At 63.4% G+C, this 16944-nt stretch carries 13 protein-coding genes; 8 read left to right on the plus strand and 5 right to left on the minus strand.

What is annotated here, in order from left to right; genetic code table 11:
- Positions 1 to 214 precede the first annotated feature (214 nt).
- Positions 215 to 2680 carry an EAL domain-containing protein gene (locus tag FQ775_RS20495; protein ID WP_246730193.1) on the plus strand — a complete coding sequence of 822 codons (2466 nt, stop codon included), beginning with the start codon at positions 215 to 217 and terminating at the stop codon, positions 2678 to 2680.
- 115 nt (positions 2681 to 2795) lie between these two features.
- On the opposite strand, the gene FQ775_RS24050 is transcribed toward FQ775_RS20495, so the two are convergent.
- Positions 2796 to 3143, minus strand: a complete 348-nt coding sequence (locus tag FQ775_RS24050; RefSeq protein ID WP_246730194.1) for a hypothetical protein — start codon at positions 3141 to 3143, stop codon at positions 2796 to 2798.
- On the opposite strand from FQ775_RS24050, the gene FQ775_RS20500 reads away from it, so the two are divergent.
- The 3 genes from FQ775_RS20500 to murJ all read left to right on the plus strand — a co-directional run bounded on the left by FQ775_RS20500 (position 3144) and on the right by murJ (position 10018).
- Positions 3144 to 5504, plus strand: coding sequence for a bifunctional diguanylate cyclase/phosphodiesterase (locus tag FQ775_RS20500; RefSeq protein ID WP_246730195.1), 2361 nt, complete (start codon positions 3144 to 3146; stop codon positions 5502 to 5504).
- Between the two features lie 76 nt (positions 5505 to 5580).
- Positions 5581 to 8382 carry a [protein-PII] uridylyltransferase gene (locus tag FQ775_RS20505; RefSeq protein ID WP_146300835.1) on the plus strand — a complete coding sequence of 934 codons (2802 nt, stop codon included), beginning with the start codon at positions 5581 to 5583 and terminating at the stop codon, positions 8380 to 8382.
- A 46-nt stretch (positions 8383 to 8428) separates the two neighbouring features.
- Positions 8429 to 10018, plus strand: coding sequence for a murein biosynthesis integral membrane protein MurJ (gene murJ / locus FQ775_RS20510; protein ID WP_146300836.1), 1590 nt, complete (start codon positions 8429 to 8431; stop codon positions 10016 to 10018).
- 12 nt (positions 10019 to 10030) lie between these two features.
- On the opposite strand, the gene FQ775_RS20515 is transcribed toward murJ, so the two are convergent.
- Entirely contained in the window at positions 10031 to 10978 is a 948-nt protein-coding gene (locus FQ775_RS20515; protein ID WP_146300837.1) for a DMT family transporter, read from the minus strand.
- Between the two features lie 167 nt (positions 10979 to 11145).
- On the opposite strand from FQ775_RS20515, the gene trpS reads away from it, so the two are divergent.
- The 3 genes from trpS to FQ775_RS20530 all read left to right on the plus strand — a co-directional run bounded on the left by trpS (position 11146) and on the right by FQ775_RS20530 (position 13459).
- Complete coding sequence (gene trpS / locus FQ775_RS20520) at positions 11146 to 12213, plus strand: tryptophan--tRNA ligase (protein WP_146300838.1); 1068 nt, start codon at positions 11146 to 11148, stop codon at positions 12211 to 12213.
- Between the two features lie 78 nt (positions 12214 to 12291).
- The gene (locus FQ775_RS20525) at positions 12292 to 12783 is read left to right on the plus strand and encodes a universal stress protein (protein ID WP_146300839.1); all 492 of its coding nucleotides are present in this window, start codon (positions 12292 to 12294) and stop codon (positions 12781 to 12783) included.
- A gap of 106 nt (positions 12784 to 12889) precedes the next feature.
- Positions 12890 to 13459 carry a NifU family protein gene (locus tag FQ775_RS20530; RefSeq protein WP_146300840.1) on the plus strand — a complete coding sequence of 190 codons (570 nt, stop codon included), beginning with the start codon at positions 12890 to 12892 and terminating at the stop codon, positions 13457 to 13459.
- Positions 13460 to 13549: 90 nt separating this feature from the next.
- Here FQ775_RS20530 and FQ775_RS20535 read toward each other — a convergent pair whose 3' ends face one another.
- On the minus strand, positions 13550 to 14167 hold the full coding sequence (locus tag FQ775_RS20535; RefSeq protein WP_146300841.1) for a L,D-transpeptidase: 618 nt from the start codon (positions 14165 to 14167) through the stop codon (positions 13550 to 13552).
- Between the two features lie 295 nt (positions 14168 to 14462).
- On the opposite strand from FQ775_RS20535, the gene FQ775_RS20540 reads away from it, so the two are divergent.
- Complete coding sequence (locus FQ775_RS20540; RefSeq protein ID WP_146300842.1) at positions 14463 to 14963, plus strand: MmcB family DNA repair protein; 501 nt, start codon at positions 14463 to 14465, stop codon at positions 14961 to 14963.
- A gap of 16 nt (positions 14964 to 14979) precedes the next feature.
- On the opposite strand, the gene FQ775_RS20545 is transcribed toward FQ775_RS20540, so the two are convergent.
- Positions 14980 to 15534, minus strand: a complete 555-nt coding sequence (locus FQ775_RS20545) for an ActR/PrrA/RegA family redox response regulator transcription factor (protein WP_146300843.1) — start codon at positions 15532 to 15534, stop codon at positions 14980 to 14982.
- Positions 15535 to 15604: 70 nt separating this feature from the next.
- A complete protein-coding gene (locus FQ775_RS20550; RefSeq protein ID WP_146300844.1) occupies positions 15605 to 16927 on the minus strand; it encodes an ActS/PrrB/RegB family redox-sensitive histidine kinase in 1323 nt (440 codons plus the stop codon).
- Positions 16928 to 16944: the final 17 nt, after the last annotated feature.

A 16944-nucleotide genomic window follows, 5' to 3' on the forward strand; every position in this document is an offset into this window, starting at 1 on the left:
GTAACGTTGGTGTCCGGTGGGTACGGAGCCGCATTCCACTACTGACTTCGGCTGCCAGTGGCTCCAAATCCTGGCTGTCGGCTGGTCGTCAATCGTTCGGATGTTCGTTGGCGATGAAACGAATCCTAAAGATGCATCGGCTATGTTGAACACGGGTGGGTTGCAATCCGCGTGGCGGACCACATCGAAGGGCGGGCATGGTCTCGAAAGTGTCTTGTCGCAGTTGAACCAGCTGACAGAGCGGACCCGGCTTCTGGCCCTGGTGTGGCCGTTCATAGCCGTCGTCCTTGTCCAGACCGCCATTGCCGGCATCAGCATCTACACCCTCTCGGCTGTGCGGGCCTATGTCGGCGGCGAGAGCATGTGGTCGAAGGGCCAGAAGGACGCCATCTACTTTCTGAGCCTCTATGCCGATAGCCGTGATCAACGCTTTTTCGAAGAGTTCCGCGAGGCGATAGCCATCCCGATGGCCGACCTCGACGGTCGCCTGGCGCTTGACCGGCCCGAGGTCGATGTGGAAGCGGCGCGCGAGGGGTTCGTCGGCGGTGGTAATCATCCGGACGACGTTCCGGGGATGATCTGGCTCTATCGCAATTTCCGCGACATTTCCTTCTTTGCCGATTCACGCGCGCGCTGGGTCGAATCTGACCCCAAGATCATGGAACTCGCCGCCCTTGGCGAGGCCATGCACGCACGCTTCGCCGGCGGCGAGGTGAGCGCTCTGGAGATGGACGCGTGGAAGAGTCGCATTCATGCCATCAACCGGGCGGCCACCCCGCTGGCGCTGGGTTTCTCGGCCTCGCTTGGCGAGGGTTCGCGCGGCATTACCGGGCTGCTGCTGGGTGCGAACATCGTCACGGCTGCCTTGCTGATCCTCCTGGCGGTATGGCGCACCCGCGCCATGCTCGCGCAGCGCGAGGCGTTGGAGACAGCCTTCAATGCCGAGCGGGAGCGGGCTCAGATCACACTTGCCTCGATCGGCCAGGCGGTTGTCACCACGGACGAGCGCGGATGCGTCAACTACATGAATGGCCCCGCCGAGCGCCTGATCGGTTGGCCGTCTTCCGATGCCCTGGGCAGACCGCTCAACGGTCTCTTCCGCCTCATCTGCGAAGAGTCCGGCGAGGAAGATGTACGGCTGGTCGAGCGCATCATCACCGGCGAGGCAGTCGGCCCGACGGCGGTCCCGCAGCTACTGATGCGCGCCGACCTTACCAGCGTGGCCGTGTCGATGGTGGGTGCGCCGCTGGTGGTTGAGGGCGGCATCGCGGGCGCCGTACTGGTCTTTCACGACATGACCAAGGAGCAGGAATATGTCGCCCAACTCGCCTGGCAGGCAACGCACGATTCCCTGACGCAGCTTGCCAATCGCCGCGAGTTCGAGACCCGGCTCGAGGCACTGCTTGCCGATGTGCGCGAGCGTGGCGGGGATCATGCGCTGATGTATCTCGATCTCGACCAGTTCAAGATCGTCAACGACACTTGCGGCCACGCCGCCGGCGACGAATTGTTGCGGCGGGCTTCGGTCGCGCTCAAGGCACATCTCCAGAGAGACGATCTCCTCGCCCGGCTCGGTGGTGACGAATTCGGCGTGCTGCTGGTCGACAGCACCGCCCAGAGGGCCGCGGACACGGCCGAACGCCTGCGTCTGGCGATCCAGGATCTGTGCTTTGCCTGGGAAGGGCGCTCCTTCGCGGTCAGCGTGAGCATCGGCCTTGTGCCTCTGGCCGACCGTGGAGCGACGATCGAGGAGACGCTTCGCAGCGTCGACGTCGCCTGCTACATGGCCAAGGAAAAGGGCCGCAACCGCGTCCAGGTTCATCAGCCAGGTGATTCCGAGATGCGCCAGCGCGTCGGCGAAATGGCTTGGGTGCAGCGCATCCACGAGGCGCTGGAGCGCGACCGCTTCTGCCTTTACGCTCAGGAAATTGTGCCGCTCGGGGAAGCATGTCGCGAAGGTCGGCACATGGAACTGCTGATCAGGCTCGCGGAGGACGACGGTGCAATCGTTGCACCGGGGCGTTTCTTGCCGGCAGCCGAGCGCTACGGCCTGATGCCGCAGATCGATCGCTGGGTCGTCCGCAACGCATTTGCCGCTCTTTCGGCAGATGCAAGCGCCAGCCGCATTCTGACCTGCGCCATCAACCTTTCCGGCGCTTGCGTCAGCGACGAGAGCTTCGTCGATTTCGTGCGCAGCGAATTCGAGCGGTTTCCCGTCGACCCGTCGATCGTCTGCTTCGAGATCACCGAGACCACCGCCATCGCCGACCTTTCCAACGCAAGACGCTTCATCACCGCCATGCAGGCGCTGGGGTGCCGCTTCGCGCTGGATGATTTCGGCTCCGGAATGTCTTCCTTCGCCTACCTCAAACACCTTCCGGTCGATTTCCTGAAGATTGATGGCAGCTTCGTAAAAGACATGCTCGTCGACCGCATCGACCGCGCCATGGTCGAAATGATCGATCACATTGGCAAGGTCATGGGCAAGCGAACCGTGGCGGAATTCGTCGAAAGCGATGAGGTCGCAAACGCGCTGCGCGATATCGGCGTCGACTATGCGCAAGGTTATGCCATAGGCGTGCCGCGGCCGTTCGCGGACGTACTGGGGGGCGCCCGCGCCGCCGGGCCCGTAGCGGCGATCGATCTGTCCATGTCGGCACGGCGTCGGATCGCTGGATAACCAACAAACCGGCGAGAAGCCCGGAGATCCGGGATTTCAATGCAAAGTTAACCCCTTCCAACTAATGTTGACTATCGGGACCATGGGGGGCGGCCGGCGAAACGTTGATCGCCGGTCATGGAGCAGGCGGCAGGCAGCAGGGCGGATGAATCCAGCCTTCGACAAAATCCGGAAATCCGTATTCAGGCTCACGAACATACCGGCGCTGATCGCTTTCGTGGTGGTCGCGGCAGCCGGTGTGTTTGCGGAAAGCCAGAATCGCGCGGTCTTCCAGCGCGACCTTCGCGCCGAGATACGCAGTGAGATTGGCCTTATCCGCGCCAGACTCGAAGGCAAGATCAACGGCAACGTCCAGCTTGTGCGAGGCCTTGTCGCCACGATCGAGACCGAGCCCGGGATGAGCCAGGCTCGTTTCGCCGAGCTCTCGGCCAGCCTCCTGGCCGCCGATTCGCAGATACGTCATGTGGCTGCAGCACCTGGCCTCGTGGTCTCGATGATCCACCCGATGAAGGGTAACGAGAAGGCGCTCGGCCTCGACTATCGCAAGAACGAGGCGCAGCGCGACGCCGCACTGCGCGTTCGCGATGCCCGCCAGGTCGTGCTGGCCGGGCCAGTCGATCTGGTGCAAGGCGGCAAGGCTCTGATTGCCCGCTTCCCGGTCTTTACCGGGGTGGATGCCAAGCAATTCTGGGGTATCGTTTCGGCGGTGATCGAGATCGATCGGCTCTACGCTGCCAGCGGCCTTTTCGGCCTGGGCGAACGGCTTGATGTCGTCATTTGCGGCAAGGACGCCAGCGGCAATGGGGTCCCGTTCTACGGAGACGCAGCCATCGTTGCGCAGGACCCGGTCTCGGTCGAGGTCGCGCTGCCTTCCGGCACCTGGGAAATTCTCGCTTTGCCGCGTGGTGGCTGGGAGGCGCATGGGCCCAACCCGTGGCCGCTGCGGCTGCTGGTCTTCGTGGCCGGTGCGCTGATCCTGGTGCCGACGTTCGTGACGGGAAGGCTGATCGAGGAGCGTCAACGCCACATCGGCGAATTGCGTCGCCGTGAGAAGCAACTGGAGCGCATGTCGCGCCGCCTCGGCCTGGCGCTGGCCACGTCGCGTGTCGGTGTCTGGGAGATGGATATCGACAACAACGAGCTGTTCTGGGACGACCGAATGAACGAGCTCTACGGATATGACGCCGATGGTGGCTCCCGCGGCTACAGCCATTGGGCCGAGCGGCTCCATCCGGACGATATCGAGCGCGCCGAGGAAGAGTTCCGCGTAGCCGTCGAGGAGACCGGCAAATACCACTCCGAATACCGGCTCGTATTGCCGGACGGAACGGCCCGGCACATCCGGGCCATCGGCGCGGTCTACCGCGACGATGGCGAACCGACCCGTATCGTCGGTGTCAACTGGGATGTTTCCGCCGACATAGCGCTTAATCAGGATCTGAAGCGGGCCAAGCAGGTGACCGAGGCCCGCAACAGCGAACTGGAGGCGGCAAAGGAACGCATCGAGCACAACGCGCTGCACGATTCGCTGACCGGACTGGCCAACCGGCGCTATCTCGACGAGTTGTTGGCAGAGCATGCCGAGCGCGCCAAGGCCGAGGGCGAGACGGCGGCGTTGCTGCATATCGATCTCGATCGCTTCAAGCAGATCAACGACACGCTTGGCCATGCCGCCGGCGATGCCGTTCTTGTTCACGCCGCACGCGCGCTGCTCGACAATGTCGCGGCCAGTGATTTCGTCGCCCGTGTCGGCGGTGACGAGTTCGTGGTGGTTTGCCGCCGACCGCGGGAGAGCGCGGAAGCAAGTGTCGAATCCCTCGGGAACCTTGCCGAACGCATCATAGCCTGCATCCAGCGACCGGTGGTCTACGAGGGCCATGAGTGCCGCGTCGGCGCCAGCATCGGCATCGCGACCGATGCCGGGGAGGGCGAAAGCGCTGATCCGAAGCGGCTGCTGGTCAACGCCGACATCGCGCTTTACCGGGCCAAGAGCCGCGGCCGCAATCGCTTCCAGTTCTTCAACGAAGCGCTGCAGGCGGAGATCGTGACCACCAAGCGTATCGCTGACGAGATTTTGTCCGGCATCGAACGCGGCGAATTCGTGCCGCATTACCAACCTCAGTTCGACGCCGAGACGCTGGAACTGGTCGGGGTCGAGGCATTGGCCCGCTGGCACCATCCGAGGCGCGGCGTGTTGCCTCCGGCAATGTTCATGAAGATCGCCGAAGAGCTCAATGTGGTCGACCTGATCGATCGCATGGTGCTGGAGCGCACGCTGGCCGACCTCGCCGTCTGGGACAAGGCTGGCATCGTCGTCCCAAAGGCTTCGGTCAACGTGTCCGCGCGCCGCCTGCGCGACGAGGACCTGATCCGCGGTCTGCGCGGCCTCGCCATCACGCCCGGCCGCATCGCCTTCGAGCTGGTAGAGTCGATCTTCCTCGACGAACAGGACGATGCCGTCGCCTGGAATGTCGACAAGATCAAGGACCTCGGCATCGACGTCGAGATCGATGATTTTGGTACCGGCTACGCCTCGATCGTGAGCCTGCTGAAACTCAAGCCGAGCCGGTTGAAGATCGACAGGCAGCTCATCATGCCGATCGCCGACGACTTGGCGCGGCGGCAGCTTGTCGGCTCCATCATCGATATCGGTACGTCGCTCGGCATTGAGGTGCTGGCGGAAGGCGTCGAGACCATGGAACACGCTTCGATCCTGCGCCGTCTCGGCTGCCACGCGCTCCAGGGCTATGCCTTCGCGCGTGCCATGGATGGCGACGCGCTCGCTGGTTTTGTTCGCGCCCGTCAATGGAAGCAGGCGTCCTGAGCCGGCTTCGGCCCGTAGGCACCCGACACGATTCGCGCTATAGACGCCGCCCAGCGAAGGATGATGGCGCGAAGTCATGGCCAAGGTACCCCTTAAGCTCGGCGAGATGATCGACGGCGAGGCGCTGCGCGGGAAGCTGGCGTCGATTGCAGATGATTGCGGGGATGCCGCCGGGCACGCGGCTCGTGCGGCGGTCCTCGCTCTCCTTCGCGATGAGCTCGCTGCCGGTCGCGCGCGCGCCGAGACAATGCTGATGTCCGACGGCGGCGGAACGGCCTGCGCGGCGCGGCTTTCTCATGTCATGGACGAGATCATCCGGGCACTGCAGGATTTCGTCATCCAGCACGTCTACACGTCGCGCAATCCTTCGTCGGCCGAGCGCATGGCGATCGTGGCGGTGGGTGGTTACGGCCGCGGCACCCTCGCTCCCGGTTCCGATATCGACCTGCTTTTCCTATTGCCCTACAAGCAGACACCCTGGGGCGAACAGGTCACCGAATATGTTCTCTATGTGCTGTGGGACCTGGGGCTGAAGGTCGGGCACGCGACCCGCAATGTCGACGAATGCGTGCGGCTGTCGCGAACCGACATCACCATTCGAACGGCGGTGCTCGAGGCCCGCTATATCTGCGGTGACACGGGCCTTTTTGAAGAACTGCTTGAGCGCTTCGACCACGAGCTGGTTCGCCATTCCGGCTCGGAGTTCGTGCAGGCGAAGCTTGCCGAGCGTGACGAGCGCCATCGCAAGGCAGGTGAAAGCCGCTACCTTGTCGAACCGAACGTGAAGGACGGCAAGGGCGGCCTGCGCGACCTGCATACGCTGTTCTGGATCGGCAAATATTATTACCGCGTGCGCAACGGCGAGGAACTGGTCGGTCGCGGTGTCTTCACGCGCAAGGAGTACCTCTTGTTCCGCAAGGCGGAGGACTTCTTGTGGGCGGTGCGCTGCCATATGCACTTCCACGCCGGCAAGGCCGAGGAAAGGCTGCATTTCGACATCCAGCGCGATATCGCCGATCGGCTCGGCTACACCAGTCATCCCGGCCTTTCGGCCGTCGAACGGTTCATGAAGCACTATTTTCTGGTCGCCAAGGATGTCGGTGACCTGACCCGCATCTTCTGTGCCGCGCTCGAGGAGGAGCAGGCCAAGCACGTTCCCGGCATCAACCGCATTTTCCAGACCTTCTCGCGCCGCCGGCGCAAGGTGGCCGGCACGTCCGACTTCATTGTCGACAATCATCGCATCAATGTCGCCGATCCCGAGGTCTTCGAGCGCGACCCGGTCAATTTGCTGCGCCTGTTCTGGTTCGCGGACAAACACGGGCTGGAATACCATCCGGAAGCGCTCAAGCTTCTCAGGCGTTCGCTCAAGCTGATCGACCGCAATCTGAGACGTGACGCGGAGGCCAACCGGCTCTTCCTCGACGTGATGACGTCGGACCGCAACCCCGAACTCAACCTGCGCCGCATGAACGAAGCAGGCGTGCTGAGCAAGCTGATCCCCGACTTCGGCAAGATCGTCGCGATGATGCAGTTCAACATGTATCACCACTATACGGTCGACGAGCACCTGCTGCGCTGCATCGGCGTGCTCTCGGAAATCGAACATGGTGACGATGAGCGCATACACCCGCTTGCGCACTCGCTCATGCCCGGCCTGAGGCCGCAGCGCGAGGTTCTCTATACGGCGGTCCTGCTCCACGACATCGCGAAGGGACGTCCGGAAGACCATTCCGAAGCCGGAGCTCGCATCGCGCGGCGCATGTGCCCGCATATGGGCTTTTCGGCCGCGGAGACCGAGACCATAGCCTGGCTGGTCGAAAACCATCTCGTCATGTCGATGACCGCCCAGACCCGAGACCTGAACGATCGCAAGACAATCGAGGATTTCGCCCAGGTCGTGCAGTCTGTCGAGCGGCTGAAGCTGCTTCTGGTGCTGACCGTCTGCGATATTCGCGGTGTTGGACCTGGCGTATGGAACGGCTGGAAGGGCCAGCTCCTGCGCACGCTCTACTACGAGACGGAACTGCTTCTCACCGGCGGCTTCTCCGAGATTCCGCGTGTCAAGCGCGCCGCCCATGCCCGCGAGCAACTGGCGGCCGAGCTCAGTGGCTGGAGCGAGGACGCTCGAGCGCGCTATGTGCGCCTCCACTACGAGAACTATCTTCTCACCGTCGACCTCGCCGACCAGATCCGCCACGCCGAGTTTGTCCGCGAGGCCGACGCCTCGGGAAAGCGGCTCGCCACCATGGTCAAGACCTACGGCTTCGAGGCCGTGACCGAGATCACGGTGCTGGCACCAGACCACCCGCGGCTGTTGTCGGTGATTGCCGGCGCGTGTGCAGCGGCCGGCGCCAATATCGTCGATGCCCTTGTCTTTACGACCGCGGATGGCCGAGCTCTGGACACTATCCTGATCAATCGCGAATTCGATCGGGACGAGGATGAGCGCCGCCGCGCCGAACGTGTCGGCAAGCTGATCGAGGAGGCGCTATCCGGCAAGTCGTGGCTGCCCGAGATCATCGAGAAGCGGCGCAAGAAACGTGGCTCCCGAGCCTTCCGCATCACGCCCCAGGCGGAGATACGCAACACGCTGTCGAACCGGTTCTCGGTGATCGAGGTTTCCGGGCTCGACCGACCCGGGTTGCTGTCGGAAATCACCGGCGCCCTTTCGGATCTGTCGCTCGACATCGCGTCTGCCCACATCACAACGTTTGGCGAGAAGGTCATCGACACATTCTACGTCACCGATCTGACCGGCCAGAAGATCGAGAACCCGACCCGCCAGGCGGCGATCCGTGAGCGCCTGACCGCGACGCTGGAAGGCGCCACGCCATCGAAACCCTCCCGCACCAGTCAGGCAGCCGCCGCGGAATAGCCGCGATCCGCACTCACAAGCCCTACGCCGCCGGAGCAGCAAGCAGATGAGCCTCGTCAGGAAATTCGCGAGCGTGGGCAGTGCCGTCATGGCAAGCCGTGTCTTCGGCTTCGTGCGCGAGGCGCTGATCGCCGCCGCGCTCGGCGTTGGTGCCGTGACGGACGCCTTCTACGCCGCCTTCATGTTTCCCAACATGTTCCGCCGTATTTTTGCCGAGGGTGCCTTCAACACGGCGTTCGTGCCGCTCTTCGCGAAGGAACTGGAGGGCGGTGGGCAGGCGGCCGCGCGTCGCTTCGCCGAGGATGTGCTGGCGGTGCTGATGACCGCGCTGCTGGCACTGTCAGCTGTCGCGATCCTGCTCATGCCGTTTCTTGTCGACACGGTTATCGCGCCAGGGTTCTCCGATACGCCGGAAAAATTCGACCTCACGGTCGCGATGACCCGCATCATGTTCCCGTACCTGTTCTGCATGTCGCTCGTCGCCATGTTGTCGGGTGTTCTCAATTCGATGCGGCGCTTCTTCCTGGCTGCCATCGTGCCGGTTCTGCTCAACGTCGTGCTGATAGCGATTTTGGCCGCTGCCATCGTTGCTGATCTGGAGCCCCGCGCGACCGGCTTTTGGCTGGCGTGGGGTGTGTTCGCCTCGGGCTTTGCGCAGCTTTTCTTCCTCGTTCGCGGTGTGCGCGCCGAAGGGCTCAACGTCAGTGTCCGATTGCCGCGACTTACGCCGGGCGTGAAGCGGCTGCTGGTCCTGATGGGTCCAGCCGTGCTGACCGGCGGCATCATGCAGATCAACCTCATGGTAGGACGCATCATCGCGTCGGCTCAGGACGGGGCTTTTGGGATTCTGAACTTCGCTGACCGCATCAACCAGTTGCCGCTGGGGGTTATTGGCGCAGCCGTTGGCGTCGTGCTCCTGCCCGAGCTTTCCCGTGCACTCAAGGGCGGCGACGCCGCCGACGTGCAGCATCTGCAAAACCGCTCGCTCGAATTCGCCCTTGCCCTGACGCTGCCCGCCGCGATCGGGCTCATTATGATGCCTGACCTGATCGTCAACCTGCTTTACGAACGCGGTGCCTTCACCGCGCTCGATACCGCGATGACCGCGGCGGCTCTCGCGGCCTTCGCCGCCGGCTTGCCGGCCTATGTACTGATCAAGGTCTTCCAGCCCAGCTTCTTCGCGCGCGAGGACATGAAGACGCCGATGTGGTTCGCCATCGCGACGGTTGTGGTCAACATCGCCGCCAGCCTGATCCTTTTCCCGACCTACGGTCATGTCGCGATCGCTGTCGCGTCCTCGATCGCCGCCTGGCTCAACTTTGCACTGCTGGCGGGAACACTGTGGCGGCGCAATCACTTCCGGCCGTCGCCGGCGACCCTCCGGCGCGTGGCACTCATTGTCTTCGCAAGCGTGGCAATGGGAGCGGCGGTCTGGTGGCTACGGGGGCAGGTGGCCGGTTCGCTACTGGGCGCCACCCTCGTCGTGCGGCTTGCCGGCGTTGCCGGCGTCATATTGGCCGGCGCGGTTGTCTACTTCGCGATAGCGGTCGGGACCGGCGCAATAGACCGTGGCGAACTGGCCGGCCTTGTCAGGCGCCGGCGGGCGTCAACGGCCCGTGTGGCCGATTCGGAATAGCCACCGGTCGGCCTATTCGTCCGCCATCCGAGCGTGCTCCCATGCCATGAGGGCGACGCCGCAAAAGACGATTCCGAAGCCGGCTAGGTGCATAATGCGGAAATCTTCACCCAACAACGCGTAGGAAAGAACCAGGGCCGATACCGGCATCAGGGCCATGAAGCCGGCTGCAATCGAGCCTTGTGTCTTGGCGATGCCGGAGTACCAGAGCAGGCTGCCGAGAGCGAGTGTTCCGGCACCGTACCAGGCCGCGGCCATCCAGCCGCCGGGGGTGATGCCACCGGGATCGAAGTGCGGCCATTGCATCAGCGCGAATGGCAGAAACAGCGGTATAGAGAGCGCCGCGGCAAGGAAGGCGATAAGGCGAGGGTCGAACTCGCGGCTCATCCTTCGGCCCAGCAGTGTATAGACCGCTTCGCAGCAAACGGCGGCAAGAACCAAAAGCGAGCCGAGGATCATGGCGCCGGTATTCCCGTCGCCGCTCTGACCCCCGGTGTTGAGCAGGATCACGCCCGCAACCGCGAGCCCGATCGCCGCTATCTTGCGCCAGGTGGCGGCGTCACCGAGAAACAGGACTGCTGCCGTCGCCGTGACGGCCGGTGTGGTCGCCATGACCACCGATCCGACTACCCCGGATACGGTCCGCATGCCGTAGAGCATGAAAACCGTGAAGCCGACCATCCCGAACAGGGCGAGCAGGCAAACCAGGAACCAGTCACCGCGCTTGAGTGTCGAGAGCTTGCGGCGCTGGCTCCAGGCGATGGGCGCGAGCACGGCTGCGCCGAGCGCGCAGCGCAGCGCCGCTCCGACGAACACCGGCATGGCATCCGTGACGATTTTCGAAACCGGCGTCGCCGACCCGAAAATGATCATGCCGAGCGCGAGCTGGGCGTAGACGGTTCCGTCGGCGAGCAGGTCGCCCGATCTGGCGTCCTGGCTTGTCCTGTTCTTATTGGCCATGTCGGGTTAACCGATGAGGCGCGTTTTGGTTCGCTCCTGCCAGAAATCCCGAGCCGGACGGGCGCCCCCGGCTTGAAAGAGGCCCGTTGCTCGTCCATAAGCGCCTCGCATTTCGCGGTCGCCCTCGCATGGAACGAGGCCCTCCATCAGCCCCGGAGACTTTTTCGATGTCGTCCTTCAAGCCGCTCGTCTTTTCCGGCGTCCAGCCGACCGGCAACCTGCATCTCGGCAACTATCTCGGCGCGATTCGCAAATTCGTCGCGTTGCAGGAGAATTACGAGTGCATCTACTGCGTCGTTGACCTGCACTCGATCACGGCGCAGCTGGTCCATGACGACCTGCCCGGGCAGACCCGCGCCATTACCGCGGCCTTCCTCGCCGCCGGCATCGATCCCGCAAAACACATCGTCTTCAACCAGAGCCGCGTGCCGCAGCACGCCGAGCTTGCCTGGATCTTCAACTGCGTCGCCCGTATCGGTTGGATGAACCGCATGACGCAGTTCAAGGACAAGGCCGGAAAGGACCGCGAAAACGCCTCGCTGGGTCTGCTTGCCTATCCGAGCCTGATGGCGGCCGACATCCTCGTCTACCGGGCAACGCACGTCCCTGTCGGTGACGATCAGAAGCAGCATCTGGAGCTGACGCGCGACATCGCCACCAAGTTCAACAATGATTTCTCGGAGCGAATTGCCGAACTGGATGTCGGCGTCGAGATGATGATGGGCGAGGAGCGAGTGAACGGCTTCTTCCCGCTGACAGAGCCGCTGATCGAGGGGCCGGCGACGCGGGTCATGAGTCTGCGCGATGGCACCAGGAAAATGTCGAAATCGGACCCTTCCGATCTTTCGCGCATCAATTTGACCGACGACGCCGACGCCATCGCCAAGAAGATCAGGAAGGCCAAGACCGATCCCGCGCCCTTGCCGGTCGATCCCGACGGCCTCGCCTCGCGACCCGAGGCGGAAAACCTCGTCGGCATCTACGCTGCGCTCGCCGACCAAAGCCGCGCCGACGTTATCCGTGATTTTGGCGGGCGTCAGTTCTCCGAGTTCAAGCCGGCTCTCGCCGAACTTGCCGTCGAGAAGATGGCGCCGATCGCCGCCGAGATGCGCCGCATCATGGCTGATCCCGGCTATGTCGACGGCGTTCTCCGTGATGGCGGCGAGCGCGCAGGAGCGTTGGCCGAGGAGACCATGACGTCGGTGCGCGACATCATCGGCCTGCTGCAGAGATGAGGTCCGCGAAGGCGCAGCTTGCCGCGCGGCGGCCGCGATGGCAGATTGCCGCCGTGTTCCACGAGACGGGATGACCGCATGGTCTCGAAACGACTGAGCCGCGAAGCCGGCCACAGGCGCAAGTTTCTCGCCATCGTCGATGACACGCCGGAATCCGAACGGGCCGTTGCCTATGCCTCGCGGCGCGCAGAGCGGACCGGTGGCGTGCTGGTTCTGCTCTTCGTCATCGAGCCGACCGACTTCCAGCAATGGTTTGGCGTCGAAAAGATCATGCGCGAGGAAGCGAGCGCGACCGCAAATGCCGCGCTGGACACAGCCGCCCGGCAGGTGCGCGAGAGCGTGGGCATCGAACCGGAACTGGTCGTGCGCGAGGGTGATCCGGCAGAAGAGATCCACAGACTGATCGAGGACGATCAGGACATCGCCATTCTGGTGCTGGCCGCCGGTACTTCCAAAGAGGGGCCGGGACCGCTGGTCTCGTCGATCGCGGGCAAGGGCTCCGGTTTTGCAATTCCCGTGACGGTGGTGCCGCCCAATCTTTCCGACGAGGACATCGAAAGCCTCGCCTGAGAAAAACCATTCCTCCTGACGAGCTGTTCGCCGGCCCCGGTTGCTTGATCATCGGCCGCGCAACGACTATTTAGAACTATTCAAAACTGGAGGCGCAACGAACGCCATGTTCATTCAGACAGAAGCGACACCGAATCCCGCGACGCTGAAGTTTTTGCCGGGTGTGGTGGTCATGAACGAAGGCACGGCCGATTTCCGCGATGCCGAGCAGGCGGGCCTTGCCTCACCGCTCGCTGGCCGTCTGTTCGACGTGCCCGGGGTCACCGGTGTCTTCTTCGGGTACGATTTTGTCACTGTCACCAAGGACGGCCCGGAGTGGCAGCACCTCAAGCCGGCCATTCTCGGCACGATCATGGAGCATTTCATGTCCGGTGCGCCGGTCATGGCTTCCGACGAGCCGCAGCGCGACGAGGGCTCCGACGCCGAATTTTACGATGAGGCGGACGAGGAGATCGTGTCGACCATCAAGGAACTGCTCGACACCCGCGTGCGTCCCGCCGTGGCGCAGGACGGCGGCGACATCACCTTCCGCGGCTTCGAGAACGGCACCGTTTTCCTGCACATGAAGGGCGCTTGCGCGGGCTGCCCGTCCTCGACCGCGACGCTCAAGCACGGCATCCAGAACCTGCTTCGCCATTTTGTGCCGGAGGTCCAGCACGTCGAACAGGTCATCTGACCTAGACCTGGCGATCAAAAATGAAAGAGCCGGGTCGTTGCCGACCCGGCTTCTTTTTGGGACGTCCGTGTTGCCTGGACGGTCCGCGTGCTATTTGACGATGACCTTCGCGCCGACTTCGGCGCGGTCGTAGAGGTCGATGATGTCCTGATTGATCAGACGGATGCAGCCTGACGACATCGCCCGGCCGATCGAAGCCCATTCCGGTGTTCCATGCAGGCGATAGCCCGTGTCGCCGCTCCTGTTGTGCAGGTAGAGCGCCCGCGCGCCAAGTGCGTTGTTGAGGCCGGGTGGCATGCCCTTGGCGTACTTAGCCAGTTCCGGCTGCCGCTTGATCATCGCCGGGGGCGGCGTCCAAACCGGCCACTCACGCTTTGCCGCGATCCGCGCCACGCCGCTCCACTCGAAACCTTCGCGACCGACCCCGATTCCGTAGCGCATCGCCTTTCCCTCGGGCATGACGAAATAGAGGTGCTTCTCGGACGTATCGACGATGATCGTTCCGGGCTTTTCCTTGGTGTCATAGCGCACGATCTGCCGATGGTACTGACGCGGCACCTTGGAGATCGGAATCGATGGCAGCCGGTAACCGGCATCGCGCATCGAGCCATATTCAGAAGAGAACATCCTGAGTGAGCCGCCGGTGCAGCCAGCCAGTGCCACCGCCAGAGCGAGTCCGGCCACTGTTACAAGAGATCTGATCTTCATCTACACGTTCCGAGCTATTCCCCACGATGCGCAATTGCGCCCGATTCGAGCCATCATTGCGCCACCTTTGTTAAACCCGCTTAAACGGGTTTTGCCAAGACGCCAATAGGCCGTAGGCGGTACGCGCGCGGTATTTGGCGCGCTGCTTATTGTATTTTGGCAACATTTTCACGCAGTTGTGAAGAATCGAACTAGAATGATCCCGCGTTCTTGCCGTACCGGAAAATGGCAGCAGCGTGGCGGCGCGGTCTGTGAAAAGGTTCTCTCATCGCTGTGGCGGTGGCAAACTGGGCGCATGCCGATCGTCAGCCCGATTCCTTCAAATCCGCTCGCCGACGGGCGCCAGTCCGAGCGCGCGCTGATCATCCGCCGTGGTGTCCAGCGAATGCTGCTGGCGATGAACGCCCATGTTCTGCCGGAACTGTCGCTCGCCAGCGGCCGCCGCGCGGACCTCGTCGCCATCATGCGAAATGGCGAGTTCTGGATCGTCGAGATCAAGTCGTCGGTCGAGGATTTCCGCGTCGACCGCAAATGGCCGGTCTACCGGCAACATTCCGACCGCTTCTTTTTCGCCACCCACCCGGATGTGCCGGCCTCGATCTTTCCGGCCGAATGCGGCTTCATTCTTTCCGACGGCTACGGGGCGGAGATTGTCCGCGAAGCGCCCGAGCATCGGTTGGCGCCGGCGACGCGACGGGCGCTGATGCTGCGTTTCGCGCGCGCCGGCGCGGCGCGCGTGACGGTGGCCGAAATGAGTGGTGTTGCTGTGCCGGCGCTTGACGGGGAAAGTGACTGACGGTTCGGAGCGATGCTCAGCGCGGCGCGCGCTTTGCCAGAATGCGCTGCAGGGTGCGGCGGTGCATGTTGAGCCGCCGCGCGGTCTCCGAGACGTTACGGTCGCACATCTCGTAAACGCGCTGGATGTGCTCCCAGCGTACGCGGTCGGCGGACATCGGGTTTTCAGGCGGCACGACCTTTTCACCTTCCGTGCTGGTGAGTGCGGCATAAACGTCGTCCGCGTCGGCCGGCTTTGCCAGATAGTCGATCGCTCCTAGCTTCACCGCGGTGACCGCCGTCGCGATGTTGCCATAGCCGGTCAGGATGACGGCTCGCGATTCCGCGCGCCTTTCGCGGATCGCCGAAACCACGTCGAGGCCATTGCCGTCGCCGAGCCGCATGTCGACCACGGCGAAGGCTGGGGGTGCTGCCTTGGCCTTCGCCAGCGCCTCCTCTACCGATTCGGCGGTGTCAACGACGAAGCCACGGGTCTCCATGGCGCGCGCGAGCCGGGTCAGGAACGGCCGGTCGTCGTCGACGATCAGCAAGGTACGGTCTTCGCCAAGGATGTCTTCGATGTCGGTCGTCATGGTCTTCCGCAATGCAGGCGTCTCATCATCTATTTATTCAATATCTCGCCCAAATCCAATTTCCGCGGCGTCATGCGAACGCGTCCACGGTCAGGGGCTCGCTGAGGAAGATATCGCGCGGCCAGGACACCTTGACCACGGCGCCCTGCACCGGGCCGCTGGCGTTACTGAAACTCACCGTGGCGCCTGACCGTTCCAGCAGCGTCTTGGCGATGAACAGGCCGAGGCCCAGCCCGCCGCCGGCCTCGCTTTGCGGTCCTGCGCGCGTCGTCATGTAGGGCTCGCCGATCCGGTCGATGATTTCGGGTGGAAAGCCTGATCCGTCGTCGGTCACCGTGATCGACACGGTCGAGGCATCCCAGTTCCAGGTGACGAATACGGCTTCGCGGGCAAAGTCGACCGCGTTCTCGACCAGATTGCCGAGGCCGTAAATAACGCCCGGATTGCGTCGCCCGACGGGTTCCGGCCCCTCGGCGAGCCCTTGCTCCAGCCTTATTTCGATACCGAAATCCCGATGCGGTGCGATCACGTCCTCGATCAGCGATTTCAGTGTCATGCGCGCCATATGCTCCTCGCCCTGCGAGGACAGGCTGGTGAGCCGCTGCAGGATCTCCTTGCAGCGTTTGGTCTGCGAACGCAGCAAGGCTACGTCCTCGCGAAACTTGGGGTCGTTGCCGGAGGCGCGTTCCATTTCCTTGGCGACCAGCGCGATGGTCGCGAGCGGCGTGCCCAACTCATGGGCAGCAGCGGCAGCCAGCCCATCGAGCGCGGAAAGGTGTTGTTCGCGCTGCAGAACCAGTTCCGTCGCGCTCAGGGCGTTGGCGAGCTGGCGCGCTTCTTCCGCGACACGCCAGGCGTAGATCGCGGTGAAGGCGGTCGTCGACAGAATGGCGATCCACATGCCGAAAACATAGAGGAATGGCATCTCGAGGTCGGCACCCCCATACCAGGGCAGCGGCAGATGGAAGGTGACGAGCAACGAGGCGAGGATTGCTACCACCAGTCCCAGCACCGCGGTCAGCGCCAGCGGAAGCGACGAGGCCGAGACGATCACCGGCACGGTCAGGAGTATGGCGAAGGGGTTGGTCAGGCCGCCGGTCAGGTAGAGCAGCCCGGCGAGCTGCAGGACGTCGAGGAAGAGCAGGCTGAAGGCCGCTGCCGGCTTCAGCCGATGGGTCGCCGGATAGCGGAAGGCAAGGAACAGGTTGAGCCAGGCCGACCCAGCGATGAGCGCGAAGCAGAGGCTTACCGGTACCGGAAATTCGATCCAGTAGGCGACCACCAGTACCGCTGCGCTCTGGCCGATGATGGCGAGCCAGCGCAGGCGGATCAGCGTGTTCAGCCGAAGCTGGCGGCTTTTCTGCGTGTCCGGTGCAAGCAGGTTCTGCAACATGCCTCCCTATAGGCCCG

Origin of the sequence: Nitratireductor mangrovi (assembly GCF_007922615.2) — a bacterium.
Taxonomy (GTDB): domain Bacteria; phylum Pseudomonadota; class Alphaproteobacteria; order Rhizobiales; family Rhizobiaceae; genus Mangrovimarina; species Mangrovimarina mangrovi.

Coding starts and splice junctions, on each gene's coding strand:
- FQ775_RS24050 (WP_246730194.1), bottom strand. CDS start 3,143: ATGACGTATCTGCGAATCGGCGGCCAGGAGGCTGGCCGAGAGCTCGGC.
- trpS (WP_146300838.1), top strand. CDS start 11,146: ATGTCGTCCTTCAAGCCGCTCGTCTTTTCCGGCGTCCAGCCGACCGGC.
- FQ775_RS20525 (WP_146300839.1), top strand. CDS start 12,292: ATGGTCTCGAAACGACTGAGCCGCGAAGCCGGCCACAGGCGCAAGTTT.
- FQ775_RS20540 (WP_146300842.1), top strand. CDS start 14,463: ATGCCGATCGTCAGCCCGATTCCTTCAAATCCGCTCGCCGACGGGCGC.
- FQ775_RS20550 (WP_146300844.1), bottom strand. CDS start 16,927: ATGTTGCAGAACCTGCTTGCACCGGACACGCAGAAAAGCCGCCAGCTT.
- FQ775_RS20545 (WP_146300843.1), bottom strand. CDS start 15,534: ATGACGACCGACATCGAAGACATCCTTGGCGAAGACCGTACCTTGCTG.
- FQ775_RS20515 (WP_146300837.1), bottom strand. CDS start 10,978: ATGGCCAATAAGAACAGGACAAGCCAGGACGCCAGATCGGGCGACCTG.
- FQ775_RS20530 (WP_146300840.1), top strand. CDS start 12,890: ATGTTCATTCAGACAGAAGCGACACCGAATCCCGCGACGCTGAAGTTT.
- FQ775_RS20505 (WP_146300835.1), top strand. CDS start 5,581: ATGGCCAAGGTACCCCTTAAGCTCGGCGAGATGATCGACGGCGAGGCG.
- FQ775_RS20535 (WP_146300841.1), bottom strand. CDS start 14,167: ATGAAGATCAGATCTCTTGTAACAGTGGCCGGACTCGCTCTGGCGGTG.
- murJ (WP_146300836.1), top strand. CDS start 8,429: ATGAGCCTCGTCAGGAAATTCGCGAGCGTGGGCAGTGCCGTCATGGCA.